The 12,922-nt window shown below is 63.1% G+C and carries 10 protein-coding genes and 3 pseudogenes; 5 read left to right on the top strand and 8 right to left on the bottom strand.

The window, feature by feature from the left end; translation table 11 throughout:
* Nucleotides 1–297: 297 nt before the first annotated feature.
* From AD428_RS14065 to AD428_RS14090, 7 genes and pseudogenes are all read right to left on the bottom strand, one after another.
* A complete protein-coding gene (locus AD428_RS14065) occupies nucleotides 298–1,290 on the bottom strand; it encodes a FecR domain-containing protein (RefSeq protein WP_053245596.1) in 993 nt (330 codons plus the stop codon).
* Between the two features lie 53 nt (nucleotides 1,291–1,343).
* Nucleotides 1,344–1,913 (bottom strand): sigma-70 family RNA polymerase sigma factor, encoded by a 570-nt coding sequence (locus AD428_RS14070; RefSeq protein ID WP_053245597.1) that lies wholly within the window; start codon nucleotides 1,911–1,913, stop codon nucleotides 1,344–1,346.
* A gap of 277 nt (nucleotides 1,914–2,190) precedes the next feature.
* Nucleotides 2,191–2,523: a hypothetical protein gene (locus tag AD428_RS27085; protein ID WP_053245598.1), complete on the bottom strand. Its 333-nt coding sequence runs from the start codon at nucleotides 2,521–2,523 to the stop codon at nucleotides 2,191–2,193.
* 360 nt (nucleotides 2,524–2,883) lie between these two features.
* Nucleotides 2,884–3,192, bottom strand: coding sequence for a hypothetical protein (locus tag AD428_RS26140; protein ID WP_152968097.1), 309 nt, complete (start codon nucleotides 3,190–3,192; stop codon nucleotides 2,884–2,886).
* A gap of 900 nt (nucleotides 3,193–4,092) precedes the next feature.
* Nucleotides 4,093–5,223: a plasmid recombination protein gene (locus tag AD428_RS14080; RefSeq protein WP_082308407.1), complete on the bottom strand. Its 1,131-nt coding sequence runs from the start codon at nucleotides 5,221–5,223 to the stop codon at nucleotides 4,093–4,095.
* 97 nt (nucleotides 5,224–5,320) lie between these two features.
* Nucleotides 5,321–5,803, bottom strand: coding sequence for a hypothetical protein (locus AD428_RS26145; RefSeq protein ID WP_053245600.1), 483 nt, complete (start codon nucleotides 5,801–5,803; stop codon nucleotides 5,321–5,323).
* Nucleotides 5,804–5,820: 17 nt separating this feature from the next.
* A pseudogene (locus AD428_RS14090) lies at nucleotides 5,821–8,045 on the bottom strand (thiamine pyrophosphate-dependent enzyme).
* Between AD428_RS14090 and AD428_RS26150 the strand changes: the two are divergent.
* Entirely contained in the window at nucleotides 8,026–8,277 is a 252-nt protein-coding gene (locus tag AD428_RS26150) for a hypothetical protein (RefSeq protein WP_152968098.1), read from the top strand. The pseudogene AD428_RS14090 and the gene AD428_RS26150 sit on opposite strands and share 20 nt — an antisense overlap.
* Nucleotides 8,278–8,357: 80 nt before the next feature.
* A complete protein-coding gene (locus AD428_RS14095) occupies nucleotides 8,358–8,867 on the top strand; it encodes a MarR family winged helix-turn-helix transcriptional regulator (protein WP_369798763.1) in 510 nt (169 codons plus the stop codon).
* A 115-nt stretch (nucleotides 8,868–8,982) separates the two neighbouring features.
* On the opposite strand, the pseudogene AD428_RS14100 reads toward AD428_RS14095, so the two are convergent.
* Nucleotides 8,983–9,483: pseudogene (locus AD428_RS14100) on the bottom strand (hypothetical protein); the annotation flags it as partial.
* A gap of 237 nt (nucleotides 9,484–9,720) precedes the next feature.
* Here AD428_RS14100 and AD428_RS14105 point away from each other — a divergent pair.
* The 3 genes and pseudogenes from AD428_RS14105 to AD428_RS14115 all read left to right on the top strand — a co-directional run.
* Nucleotides 9,721–10,646: pseudogene (locus AD428_RS14105) on the top strand (DMT family transporter).
* Nucleotides 10,647–10,703: 57 nt separating this feature from the next.
* Nucleotides 10,704–12,377: an energy-dependent translational throttle protein EttA gene (ettA, locus tag AD428_RS14110; RefSeq protein ID WP_053245601.1), complete on the top strand. Its 1,674-nt coding sequence runs from the start codon at nucleotides 10,704–10,706 to the stop codon at nucleotides 12,375–12,377.
* Nucleotides 12,378–12,518: 141 nt separating this feature from the next.
* Nucleotides 12,519–12,922: isochorismatase family protein (locus AD428_RS14115; protein ID WP_200908041.1), on the top strand; the 404-nt coding region annotated here is incomplete at its 3' end.

Consider the following 12,922-nt stretch of genomic DNA (forward strand, 5'->3'; position numbering starts at 1 on the left):
CGGCGAATGCCAATTGGGCGATGCGGGCTGCCGGCGCGAGACGAAATGGGGCGCCCGGGCGCCGCGACGGGCGAATCGAGGGATGGGCGGGCTGGCATGCGGCACGAGCGGCGGGATGACGAGACATGAAGGACGGGGTTCCACAGACGCGGTTTATCGATGAGAGCGACAAGGCGCCCGGCCGGAGCGGGGCGGGTCCTGTTTGAGAAGCTCTCATTGATTAGATCGAGCGAGCGGCTCGAAAGCGGAACCGGTTTGCCTGAGCGGCAGGTTTTTTGGGCGAGAAAGGCCCGGCGTTCAAGGACTGGAGGCTGCGCCGTCCCGGGGTTCGATGCTGACCCACCAGGACAGGGGGCGTTTCACCCGGATGGGCAGCACGGCTTCCAGCATGGCCAGCGCCCGGTCCGGATCGGTCGCCGGATAGCTGCCGATGACCGACAGATGGGCAATTTCGGGCGCGACGCCGAGGTAGCCGCCGCGGTAGCGCCGCAGCTCCCGCACGACGTCGATCAGGGGAGTGTTCTCCGTGACCAGGATGCCGCGCGTCCACGCTTCGCGCGCGGGGTCGGCGATTTCGCCGGCGGCCAGCGTTGCGCTGGTGAAGCGCGTCTGCTGGCCGGTCTGGATGATGCGCGTGGCGGCGGTGTCCGCGGTGCGGGCCTCGACGGCGCCGCTGTAGACGGCGACCAGGGTTTCGTCGTCGTCCAGGCGCACGGTGAAGCGGGTGCCCAGGGCGCGCAGGCGTCCCTGCGGCGTATCCACGACGAAGGGCCGGTCCGGGTCGGCCGCGGTCTGGACCAGGATCTCTCCGGCGATCAGGCGAATCCGGCGCAGGTTCTTGCGGTAGTCCAGGTCGAACGCGCTGGCGGTGCCCAGCCAGATCGAAGACCCGTCGGGAAGTTCGATGCTCCGCACTTCGCCGGTCTCGCTGCGGTAGTCGGCGTAGCGCGCCATCAGCAGGCCGGGCAGCGGCGTATGGCGCCAGCCTATCCAGCCGAACAGGGCGCTGCCGGCCAGACCGCCCAGGCCCACCAGCACCTGGCGGCGGCGCGCCATGCGGGTGTTGGCGGTACAGAAGCCCCGGGCCGCGGCATCGCGGCTGGGGCTGTTCTGGACCGGCTCGAACCGGCCGCTGATGCGTTCGACCTGCTGCCAGGCCTTGCGGTGTTCCTGCGCGTCGTCCAGCCAGGCCTGCCATTGCGCCCGGTCCGCGGCCGTGGCCTCGCCGGAGCGCAGCAGGGCGAACCATTCGGCGGCCTGTTGCAGGGCCTGGTGCGAAAGGGCGGACATGGATGGGCGGAAGGGGCGGGTCGGCGTGCACGGCGATCGCTCGGGGGCGGCGCTCAGCCGGGCGAGGAAGCGGCCGGAACGATATGCGGCATGTGCCTCGGCAGGTCCGCCGCCACGCCGCGCGCTTCCAGCAGCAGGCAATGGAACATGGCCTGGGCCACATACTTGCGCACCATGCGCGTGGAGACGCCCAGTTCCGCGGCCACTTCCTTGTCCGTCATGTCGCAGGCGACCGCCATGACGAAGGCGTTAGCAGCCTTGACCGGCATGCCGCGCAGCATGGCGTCGACTTCGAGCAGGGCCTGGACCACGATGGCCTGGTGTTCCACCGATGGCGCCGCGGCTTCGGGCCGGCTGGCCAGTTCTTCGAGCCACACCCGTTCGATCTGGCGCCGGCGCCAGATGTCCACGCACATGCCGTTGGCCATCGCGCGCAGGTAGGCGCGCGCCTCCGACGTGCTGTCGAAGCGGCGCGGCCTCTGGATCAGGCGGACGAAGGCATCGTGGGCCAGGTCGGCGGCATCGAAGGAATCGCCCAGGCGGCGGCGCAGCCACGACAGCAGCCACCCGTGATGGTTGCTGTACAGGGACTCGATGTCGGGAGGGGATGTCTCGATAGGCACGGTGTAAGGGCGTCGATCGGTTTCGCGGCGCCAGAATTTAAATAAGAATCACTACCAATTATTATCAAAACCAGGCGATTTCGCAACGCGGTCCCGGGGCGGCAAAGGCCCATTCTTCGTCGGAAACGTCGGCCGGATACCCGCGCAGCGCAACAGCCTGTCGGCGGGGTGCAGGGGATGTTTGTCCCCCTGCGCCCTTGCCCTTCGGCGAGAACGGTGTTCCAAGAGGCCGCGCCTCTTGGTCAAGCCCCGCAGCGGCGCGAAGCGAAGGCCAATCCTAGGCAGGACGCGGCCGCCAGCCCTTGGCCTGCACCACCTGCGTGGCAAGCTCGCCCGCATGCTCCGGCATGTTCAGCGTCTTGCGCAGGCGAGCGAGGTACGCAAGCGCGGTTTCGCGCGATGCGGGTTGCGGCGCTTCCACCGCCCCCAAAATGTCACGGGCCGATCCCTCGACCTTCTCGCCCCAAGCAACGCGGGTGGTCTGAATGCCGCTGTCCAGGCTGCACGGTTCGATGAAGTAGGTGACGCCCCCGTCATCAATGGAAATGTTGCTCTTGGCGCGGGCCAGGACGCGCCCCTCGCTGTCTTCCTGCTTGGCAGCCACCAGCACAGTACGGGCGAACGCGCCAAAGGCTTGAGACCCAATAACGCGCTCCTGCGGTGATGTGCCTGCCGATCCTTTGGCGAAGTGAGTGATAGTCGATCATACCCCCAGATATAACCCCTCATACCCCCGGCTGCTGGCGCACTTTAGCGGACTGTCCCGGACAAGAAAAAACCCGCAGAGCCTTAGCTGGTGCGGGTTTTCGGACTTCTACGCATTTCTGCGCATGTATTCTTGGCGGACAGAGGGGGAGAGTTCGCCAAACAGTCAATTTATCTGGAAAATCAACAAGATAGGCATGATTCTCCCCTCAAAAATTGCTACCCAAACTGCTACCAGTCGGATAGGCACGATAATAGCGCAAAGTTAAGCTGGGTCTTTTCTTCTTGCCCGAAGAGTTTCACTAGCAATCAAGATATTGCAAAACTGGATAGCATCACTGTATTCACGAATGGAATAAACGGCCTTGCCGTACTTTGCTCCGCTATCTTCCCATTGATGTATTTGGATATATTCCGTATTTTTATAGACCTTAAATCTAACCGAATTAACCCGATTTTTGCGTATTTCAAACTCTGTATCACTATGAGCTTCAATTTTGAACTTCTGCTCAGCAGCCACCCATTTGATCAGAGTCAGTATATTTTGGGGTTTAACAGTCGGTTTGGTAGCCATGCCGCCCTCGTCTGGCAGTTAAGTGTTTCAAGATAATACTGTAAGATCTTACAGGTTGACAAGCTGAATTATTTTGCTAACTTAAAACTGCTGTAGAAGCCTCTCCTTTGTGCAACTACAGTGTTAATGTTGTTATGTAATGGAAGCCCGAATTTTTTCGGGTTTTCCCTTTTACAGCCTTGACAAAGAGATTTATTTGCTTATATTGATAGATGTCAATAGCCATCGAGCGAAGACGCATTACCGACAACGAAGCCAGCCCTGTGCTGGCTTTTTTGTTCTTTGGGCTTGACAAACGATTTTGTTTTTGTAGATTAGAGCTATCGCATACGGTAATGCGTCGAGGTCAGATGGTTTCTTTTGGGGATTTGTTTCCCGTCTCGTAAAAACCCTTCCCGATTCCCGTAATGCCAAGCAATGAATAATTAAGCTGTAATGCAGAAGCTCGTTAAATTAAATGTGACTGCGAAGGGATGAGATCCTTAACGATAAACCAGCGAACTATTGTCAGATTGCAACCCGCAAGGGCAAAGCCGTTAGAATGGACTAGTAGCAAAGCGGCACGGAAGACAATCAGCAGACCCGGCTACTGTAGGAGCAAACCCTACGAACTGCGAAACAGGTAAAGTCGCTTTATATCTGTCCGGTGCTATGTGGTAGCTATCACACGGAGAACCCCGGTAAAGTCCCAACTCGCTTTTATAGCGGGTAGGGTAAAACTTTGCCGGAACCGTGTGATAGCACGGTGAGGAAAAGAAGAAACAAATCCCTCTGTACATCTAAATATCAGTACATAAGTACGATAAGAGATCAGTACAGCATAGGGATAAATATCAATGCGAAGCGGGAATACCCGCAGGGCAAAGAATTCACGAAAGTGAATTAAAAAGGACGGCGGCCCTAAATCGCGTTTTTTGGAAATCTTTGAGGCATTTCAAGGAAGATTTTCTGTTTGAATCGGTTGTTTTCCTCTTCCAGCTTCAAAACATCCCTTTCGCTCGCTTCTAAGCGAGCCTTGGTATCTTGTAGCTCATTAGCAATGGCGATAACTCGCTTATCGGCTTGCTCTTTAGCCGCGTTTTCTGCCATCTTTCTTTTATCCCGTTCCTGCTCCGCTTGTCGTTCGGCTCGCTCTTTCTCGGCTTTTGCTTCTGCTGTTGGCTGATGCCACCCCTGAAGTAAGCCCGCGAAGAAAGCCGAAAATCTTGAACCGATAGCATCAGCCTTTTTTTGAGCCTCTTCGATAATAGCAGCGGCTTCTATTTTGGCTTTTTCTATGCCCTGCTTGTATCCCTTCTTGGCATAAATCAGGGCAATTCGCTTCAAATTCGCAAAGTAAGCAGCTTGCTGCTTCTCTTTGTTCCACTCGGAACGAGTAAGGCGACGGCGAGCGGGGCCGATACGAGTTAACCCATGAGTCATAGCCACTTTTCCGCTGAACTCGTCTTGGAATCTTCGCATAGCTTCAATGTAGGCTAGATTCTGCTCGCCCTTCTTCTTGCCATCTTCTTTTGCCTGCTTGCTCGCCCTGTAACCCTCGTGCATGTCGTCAAACCTTTCCCCAATACGGGGCACGACAGAGAAGTGCAAGTGAGGGTGAGCCTCATCATTGTGAGCAACAACGGACTTGAGACGATCCCCGTACTTCTCCTGTAGCCACTTGACAGTATCTTTGGCGAAGTCGTCAAAATTGCTTTCCATCTCACGAGGAAGGGAAGCAACTCCGATCAAAACACAGAGGCCATCCTTTCTCAATTTTCGCCCTTGAGCATCCTTTGCTTGGTCTGCCCATTCGTGAATCATTGGCAAAACATCCATCGGCGGCACTCCAAAAATTAGCTTTGGAGCTTGCGGATTCTTAATATGGGGGCAAGCGCCTTGCTCCCTCCATTGCTCTGCAAGGATGTCGCTTGCACTTCGTACTCGTGTTGTCGTCGTGACATTCTCGCCGCTCTTTTTCGTCTTTTTTGTAGTGCGACTAGACCCCTCTCTGCCGTATGAATCGACATGGATAAACTGATACCCGGCCATTTTATAGCCCCCTTTTTTCTTCTTCTTATGTATTTATTTTAGCGGGTTATTTCTAATGGTCAACTTCTCAGCTTGAATGGTTAGTGACCGACTATGTTTATTGCGCTTCGCTCCATAAACGCGGCCCTGTCTGGGGACTCTGCGAGGCTAAAAGCAAAAACAAAACCGATGGGGCTGGGCCCCTTGCCCCATTCCGACTGTCAAAAAATTTGACAGTCGGCTCAATTCTCTCTGCGATAAATTGGGTGTTACTCCTCCACCTTTTCATCCTCGCCTTGCCTGAATGTTCGTTGCCAAGTGATCGGCTGTATGTGTTAGCGCCGGTGTAATACTGACCCACCCCGTCGGAGTAAATCTGACCCACCTGGGCAATGATGGTGGCTTTTTGGCCACGACAATGTTGACTCAGGAGCAAGCAGTGGAGATGGGCCACGCCGGGCACGGAGGTGGTCTGCGCCCACCAGCCCGCATGCTCGGCCATGTCGACGATCCAGTCCGCGAGCACGCCGCCGCCCTGGCCGCCCATGGCCAGGATGGCGATCTTGATGGGGGCGCCTTGTTGCAAAGCCACCGGGTTCATGGCGTCTGTCCTCGTCGTCAGAGTGCGTAGCGGGCCAGCCGCGCCGCGCGGCGCCGCTGCAGAAAGCCGATCACGGCCGAGCGCAGGTGCGCCAGGCGGCGGTCGTGCGCCGTGGGGTTGTGCACGATGTCGGCGCGATAGAAGGAAGGGCACAGCACGGCGGCATGCGCCACCTCGCCGCAATTGCCGCAGCCCACGCAACTGCTTTCCACGTGCGCGACCGGGTCTTCCTTGAGCGGGTCGCCGCTGTCTTTCACGGTGAGCGACGGACAGCCCGAGAGCCGGATGCAGGCGTGATCGCCCGTGCAGACGTCGGGATCCACGCCGAAGCGTTCTTTCACCACGCGCTTGCCCGCCTTGACGGCCTGGTTGAACTGCGGCTTGACGCGGCGCTGCTTGTTCAGCATGCACTCGGACTGCGCGATGATGACCTTGGGGCCCTTTTCGTCGGTGGTGAGCGCTCTTCGAGGGTGGCGCGCACGCGCGCCACGTCGTAGGTGCGGTCCAGCGTGCGCACCCACTTGACTCCCACGCCGCGCACGGCTTTCTCGATGGGGTTGTTGGTGGAACGGTCGGGGTTTTCGGCGCGCGAGGACAGGATGTCCTGGCCGCCCGTGGCCGAGGAATAGTAGTTATCCACGATCACGATGACGCCGTCGTACTTGTTGAAGACGGCGTTGCCGATGCCCGAGGCCAGGCCGTTGTGCCAGAAGCCGCCGTCTCCCATGATGGAGATCGGCCGCTTGGCGGCGGGCACGTTGAAGGCCGCGGCGCTGGACGCGCCCAGGCCGTAGCCCATGGTGGTGGCGCCCAGGTTGAAGGGCGGCAGGATCGAGAACAGATGGCAGCCGATGTCGCAGGAGATGTGATGCTGGCCCAGGGTTTCCTGCGCCAGCGTCAGCGCCGAGAAGATCGGCCGTTCCGGGCAGCCGGTGCAGAAGCCCGCCGGCCGCGGCGGCACGACGGACGCCAGGTTCTCCACGTGCTTGTGAAAGGTAATGGGCCGCTCGGCGGGCTGCGCGGAACGGGGCCGCGAAACCTCCGTGATCTCGAGCTGGCGCGCCTCGGCGGCCTGCGCGTCGGCGGCCGCGGCCGGATGCGTCTGCAGCGATTCAGGGCGGTGGCGGCGCAGGAAGGCGGCGATGCCGTCGCGCATGACCTGGGTGGTGTACTCGCCCGCCATGGGCAGCACGTCCTTGCCCGAGAGGTGCGCGCCGGCCCCGGCGCGGCGCAATACGGCATGCAGGTTCTGCTCGATGTAGTCCGGCTGGCCTTCTTCGAGCAGCAGCACGGCGCGCTTGCCGCGGCAGAAGTCCAGCACCTCGTCCTCGATGACGGGATAGGTCACGTTCATGACGTAGAGCGGGACGCGGCTGTTGCCGAAGTTGTCGGCCAGCCCCAGCAGTTGCAGCGCGCGGATCGCGCCGTTGTAGAGGCCGCCCTGCAGGATGATGCCGATGTCGTCCTGGTCGCCCTCGAAGCGCTCGTTGAGCCGGTGTTCCTTGATGTAGCGGATGGCGGCCGGCCAGCGTTCCTTGATCTTTTCCTGCTCGTGCAGGAAGGACGCAGGCGGCAGCACGATGCGGCTGGTGTCGCGCGCCGGATGCTCCAGCGCCTGCGCCAGCGTGAAGGCCGGGCGCTTGTTGTCTTTTGCGGTGAAGCGGCCGTGCACATGGCAGCCGCGTATGCGCAGCTGCAGCATGACGGGCGTCTTGCTGGCTTCCGACAGCGCGAAGCCGTCTTCCACCGCCTTGACCATGCTTTCCAGGTTGGGGCGCGGATCCAGCAGCCAGATCTGCGATTTCATGGCGAAGGCGTGCGAGCGTTCCTGCATGATGGACGAGCCTTCGCCGTAGTCTTCGCCCACGATGACGAGGGCCCCGCCCGTCACGCCGCCCGAGGCCAGATTCGCCAGGGCGTCCGAGGCCACGTTGGTGCCCACCGTGGACTTCCACGTCACCGCGCCGCGGATCGGGTACATGACCGAGGCGGCCAGCGTGGCCGCGGCCGTGGCTTCGGAGGCGCTGGCCTCGAAGTGCACGCCGAGCTCCTGGAGGATGTCGTTGGCGTCGGCCAGCACGTCCATCAGGTGCGAGATGGGCGAGCCCTGGTACCCGGCCACGTATCCCACTCCCGATTGCAGCAGGGCCTTGGTCACGGCCAGGATGCCCTCGCCGCGGAATTCCTCGCCTTCGCCTATGCGCAACTGCTGGACTTCTTTCTTGAACGACCTTTCCGCCATCTGGCACTCCTCGCTCCGGGGTCAGGGCATGCTGCCTCGCAGCATCGCCGTGTCACGAAACCGACCTCCAGAAAATAATTTAGGAGTCAACGTTTTAGCTGTCAACAAAAAAGATGAAATTTCATGGATTGAAAAAAATATCACGCGAAAACAAGGGTGTATATACTGGTTGTCCTTGAATTCCGGGGCCGCTCCAGTGACCCTGGATGGTGCAGAAACCGGTGCCGCTTAGGGGTATACCCTGTGCTGCGGGACAGCATCGCGTACCATCGCGGGGCGCCCGCGCGCCGGCGTGGTGCGTAGGCGCCGCCGATGCGCGCGCCGATGCGCGGACGCCACATTTCGGATACGGTGCAGAACATGGACATGCGGCACAACAAGCAGCGCGCCGATGACGCGCAGGCGGCGGAAACGCCGCGTTTCGTGGATGGCTACCTGGCCTACCTGCTGGCGCAGGCGAGCCAGCGCATTTCGGCGGAGTTCCACCAGCAGGTGAAGGCGGCGGGGCTGTCCGTCACCGAATGGCGCGTGCTGGCCAGCCTGCAGGGCAGCGCCGGCGAAACCATTGGTTCGCTGGCGGTGCTGGCCATTACCAAGCAGCCCACGCTCAGCAAGGTGGTGCAGCGCATGGAGGCGGAGGGGCTGGTGTCGCGCGCGGGGGTGCGCGCCGACCGACCGCCAGACGCGCGTGCGCATCACGGCCAAGGGCGCAACCTCATCGCGGGCCTGTGTGAACAGGCCAGCAGCATCAGCGCGCGGTGCTGGCGCCCTTCGGCGAAGAAAAGGCCGCGCTGCTCATCGACATGCTGCGCGTGCTCATGACCGAGCACGTGCCGCTCGGCCTGCCGCTGGACGCGGACGAAGACGCGTGAGCCTGGCGCCGCGCGGCCGCGCCGATCCAGGCGGGGCGCGGGCGGCGCGGATCAGTGGCGGGGCGCGGCCCGGCGTCGTCGCGCGGATCGTCTGGGTTTTCGTCCCGGTCTTCCTCGTCATCGTCCTCGTCGTCTTCGGGCGGCTGCGGGTCTTCGCTCAGCGCGAAGGGCAGCACGTCTTCCAGGTTGTCCGACCAGGCGGATTCTTCGCCGTCATGGTCGAGTTTGACGAAGCGCTCGCCCTCGTTGAGCGAGATCTGGATGGCCCACAGGTAGAGGCAGTCGTAGGTGTCCTCGTCGCCGGGCGGCAGGCCGCCGCGGTTGCCGAGCAGGCGCGCGCCGGGGCCGCCGAGCTGCACGTGCACCTGGTCTTCGTCCGCGTCGGCGTTTTCGTCCATGGGCACGCCGTAGGTCACCCACTCGGTGCCTTCTTCGCCCAGCACGACTTCCGCCAGTACGGGCTTGCCGAGATAGGCGCTCAGGGCGTCGGCGGTCTTGGCCAGCATGTCGAGCTCGGCGGCGCTGAAACGGGTGAGGCTGGCGGGGGGAGTGGCGGATGCGGACATGGAAGTTCCTGGCGCGAGAAGGCCGCGGCGGCACGGCGATGCAAGAGAAATCAGGCGCTATTGTCGCGCGAACCGCGGTGCGCTGCATCAGACGCTTGGATGACCGGGGCCGGGCGGCTCCGGGGACGGCCGGCGGCGCGAGCAACGGGCGCGTGCAACGGGCGCGTGCTACAAGGCTGCGTCCGGGGTTCGGCTCCGGCGCTTTAATATGCGGGGTTTGCTCCCTTCCCCCGTTCCATGCCGCGCCCCGCCCCCACCGCTCCCGTTCCCGCCCGTTATTTGCTGTATCCGCTGCTGGCCGCCCTGATCTGGTCGGTCAACATGATCGTCACGAAGATGGCGGCGGGCGTGATCGCGCCGGCCGCCATCGGCTTTTACCGCTGGGTGCTGGCGGGCGCATTGCTGACGCCCTTCGCCCTGCCGGGAACCTGGGCCCAGCGCCGGCTCGTGCTGGCCTGCCTGCCGCGCCTGGCGGCGCTGGGCGCGCTGGGCATGTGGCTGTTCCAGGGCCTGGCCTACGTGGCCGCCGCCCACGACCACCGCCACCAATATGGGTTCGATCACCGCGACGGTGCCGCTGCTCACCATCGGCGTGGGCGCGCTGGTGCTGCGCGAGCGGCCGGCCTGGACGGCGGTGGCGGGCGGCGTGGTGTCGCTGGCGGGGCTGGCCCTGCTCATCGGCGAAGGCGATCCCGCCCGGCTGCCTGTCGGTGGGCGCGAACCATGGCGACCTGCTGATGGGCGGCGCGGCGCTCGCCTACGCGCTGTACGGTGTGCTGCTGCGGCGCTGGGCGCTGCCGGTGGGGCCGTGGCAGTCGCTCTACGTGCAGGTGCTTTTCGGCGTGATCTTCCAGCTGCCGGCCTTTCTCATGGCGCCCGCCTCGCCGCTGAACGCCGACAACCTGCCGCTGGTGCTGTACGCGGGCGTGTTCCCGTCCCTGTTCGCGCCCTTTCTCTGGATGCAGGGCGTGCGCCACCTCGGGCCCAACCGCGCCAGCGTCTTCATCAACCTGATGCCGGTGGCCACCGTGGCCATCGCCGCCGTTTTCCTGGGCGAACGGCCGCACCTGTTCCACATTGCGGGCGGCGCGCTGGCGCTGGCCGGCGTGCTGCTGGCGCAAATGGGGCCCCGCCCGGCCCGCGGGCGGCGTTCATCCGTCTAGCTTCGAGGTTCCGGCCTACAATCATGGGTTTGTCAGCTACATCTCCGGTACGAGCCCATGGCCCAATACGTCTACACCATGAATCGCGTCGGCAAGATCGTGCCGCCCAAGCGGCAGATCCTGCGCGACATTTCCCTTTCGTTTTTTCCTGGCGCCAAGATCGGCGTGCTGGGCCTGAACGGCTCGGGCAAGTCGACGCTGCTCAAGATCATGGCGGGAGTGGATCGCGAGATCGAGGGCGAGGCCATTCCCATGCCGGGCCTGAACATCGGCTACCTGCCGCAGGAGCCGCAGCTCGATCCGGCGCACACCGTGCGCCAGGCCGTCGAGGAGGGCCTGGGCGCCGTGGTCCAGGCCAAGAAGCGGCTGGACGAGGTCTATGCCGCCTACGCCGAGCCGGACGCCGATTTCGACGCGCTGGCGGCTGAACAGGCCGAGCTCGAGGCCATCATCGCCGCGGCCGCCTCCAGCGGCGCCGACGACATCGAGCACCAGATGGAAATCGCCGCCGATGCGCTGCGCCTGCCGCCCTGGGACGCCATCGTCGGCAACCTGTCGGGCGGCGAGAAGCGCCGCGTGGCCCTGTGCCGCCTGCTGCTCTCCAAGCCCGACATGCTGCTGCTGGACGAGCCCACCAACCACCTCGACGCTGAAAGCGTGGAATGGCTGGAGCAGTTCCTGCACAAGTTCCCGGGCACCGTGGTGGCGGTGACCCACGACCGCTACTTCCTGGACAACGCCGCCGAATGGATCCTCGAACTGGACCGCGGCCACGGCATACCCTGGAAGGGCAACTACAGCTCGTGGCTCGAACAGAAGGAAGAGCGCCTCAAGCAGGAAGAAGCCTCGGAGTCCGCGCGGCAGAAGACCATCAAGAAAGAACTCGAGTGGGTGCGCCAGAATCCCAAGGGCCGCCAGGCCAAGGCCAAGGCCCGCCTGGCCCGCTTCGAGGAGCTGTCGTCCTACGAATACCAGAAGCGCAACGAAACCCAGGAAATCTTCATTCCCGTGGGCGAGCGCCTGGGCAACGAAGTCATCGAATTCGCCAATGTCAGCAAGGCCTACGGCGACCGCCTGCTCATCGACAACCTGAGCTTCAAGGTGCCGCCCGGCGCCATCGTGGGCATCATCGGCGCCAACGGCGCCGGCAAGTCCACGCTGTTTCGCCTGATCGCCGGCCGCGAGCAGCCGGATTCGGGCGAAGTGAAGATCGGCCAGACGGTCAAGCTGGCCTACGTGGACCAGTCCCGCGATGCGCTCGAAGACAAGAAGTCGGTGTTCGACGCCGTGGCCGACGGCGCCGACCTGATCACCGTGGGCAAGTTCGAGATGCCCGCGCGCGCCTACCTGGGCCGCTTCAATTTCAAGGGCGGCGACCAGAACAAGCTCGTGGGCCAGCTCTCCGGCGGCGAGCGCGGCCGGCTGCACATGGCCAAGACGCTCATCGCCGGCGGCAACGTGCTGCTGCTGGACGAGCCTTCCAACGACCTCGACGTGGAAACCCTGCGCGCCCTCGAAGACGCGCTGCTGGAGTTTCCCGGCAGCGTCATGGTCATCAGCCACGACCGCTGGTTCCTGGACCGTATCGCCACCCACATCCTGGCCTTCGAAGGCGATTCGCAAGTGGTGTTCTTCGACGGCAACTACCAGGAATACGAAGCCGACAAGAAGCGCCGCCTGGGCGAGGAAGGCGCCAAGCCCCGGCGCCTGCGCTACAAGGCCCTGAAGTAAGGCGCGCAAGCCGCGGCAGGCACCACAGGAACCCGGCTTCGCGCCGGGTTCCTGCTTTCCGGGGGCGGGGCGATAATGGGACATCGCGCCCGGGCGGGGCTGGAGCCCCGCGCCGGAAGTTTCCACGCCAGGAGTCTTCCCATGCTGCTCAACGCTTCCGATTCCACGCTGCTCATCGTCGACATGCAGTCGCGGCTGATGCCCGTGATCCACGACGGCGATTCGGTGCTGGCCCGCGCCGGCACGCTGGCCCGGGCGGCCCGGCTGCTGGACGTGCCCGTAGTGGCCACCGAGCACCACGGCAAGATGCTGGGCCCCACGGTGGAGCCGCTGAGCGCGTCGGTGCAGGCCACCTTCCAGAAAATGCACTTCTCCTCGGTGCGCGAACCGGGCTTCGAAGCCTGGCTGCCCGCCCGCGCGCAAGACCGTGCTGGTGGCGGGGTGCGAGGCGCACATCTGGTGTGCTGCAGACCGTGCTGGGGCTGGTGGGGCTGGGGCTGGCGCGCCGGTGCTGGTGGCGGACGCCGCGGGCTGCGGCGCGGTTC

Source organism: Achromobacter sp. DMS1 (genome assembly GCF_001270295.1).